This is a genomic window from Actinomycetospora sp. (genome assembly GCF_055612215.1).
On record NZ_JBVPVA010000507.1, the window covers coordinates 1 to 1,156 of the forward strand.

General features: G+C 74.0%; 2 protein-coding genes. One reads left to right on the forward strand and one right to left on the reverse strand.

What is annotated here, in order from left to right:
* Positions 1 to 180, reverse strand: a 180-nt coding sequence (locus AC0CYZ_RS14070; protein WP_472216320.1) for a dTDP-4-dehydrorhamnose 3,5-epimerase family protein, incomplete at its 3' end; no start/stop codon positions are given.
* Positions 181 to 356: 176 nt separating this feature from the next.
* Between AC0CYZ_RS14070 and AC0CYZ_RS14075 the strand changes: the two genes are divergently transcribed.
* Positions 357 to 1,156 (forward strand): NAD(P)-dependent malic enzyme (locus tag AC0CYZ_RS14075; protein ID WP_472216322.1); only part of this gene is annotated, 800 nt, incomplete at its 3' end.

Genomic DNA, 1,156 nt, shown 5'->3' on the forward strand with positions numbered 1-1,156 from the left:
GCCGCGGACGACGCCGCGACGGGATACGCTCGTGTTGGCCTGCGCCACATGCAGCGGGTGCCCGACGGTTCCGGCGAACACCTCCGCCTGGAAGGGCGCGGCGAACGCCCCGCGCGCGTCGGGGAAGACCGGCGGGGTGAACACCCACGCGCCGGGCACCGCGAGTTCCTCGGCCTTCACGGCGACGCACCCTATCCGCCGGTTCCGCCACCGGCCGAGGTGACCAGCCCGACGACGCGGGGTACCGCACGCGCAGCGGCCCGCCCCGGGCGTTCCCCGACGACGCCCGCCGCGTCGCGTCCCGAGCAGCCCGCCGCGGTGCCCCGGGACCCATCGACCCCCTGCAGGAGGACCGCGTGAGCAGCACCCCCGCCGACACCAGCCCCCCGGCCGTCGACGGCCGTGACCTCACCGACGAGGAGATCTTCGCGTCGCACGAGGCCGGCAAGCTCTCGATCGCGCCCACGGTGGCGCTGGAGGGCCGCCGCGACCTCTCGATCGCGTACACGCCCGGGGTGGCCAAGGTGAGCCGGGCGATCGCCGACGACGCCGCGCTGACCGCCCGCTACACCTGGACCCACCGACTGGTCGCCGTCGTCAGCGATGGGACGGCGGTGCTGGGACTCGGCGACATCGGGCCCCGGGCGTCGCTGCCGGTCATGGAGGGCAAGTCGGCCCTGTTCAAGGCGTTCGCGGGGCTCGACTCCATCCCCCTGGTGCTCGACACCACCGACGTCGACGAGATCGTCGAGACCCTGACCCACCTGCGGCCGAGTTTCGGCGCGGTGAACCTCGAGGACATCGCCGCCCCCCGCTGCTTCGAGATCGAGCGCCGGCTGATCGAGGCACTCGACTGCCCGGTCATGCACGACGACCAGCACGGCACCGCGATCGTCGTCCTCGCCGCCCTGCGTGGCGCGGTGGCGGCGCTGGACCGGGAACTGGCCCCGCTGAAGGTCGTGGTCTCCGGTGCCGGCGCGTCCGGCGTGGCGTGCGCGAAGATCCTGCTCGAGGCCGGGGTCGAGGACGTGACCGTGCTCGACTCCCGCGGGGTGATCCACACCGCGCGCGAGAACATGAACGTCGCCAAGTACGCGCTCGCCGAGCAGACCAACCCGCGCGGGCTGCGCGGTGACCTGTCGACGGCGCTGCAGGG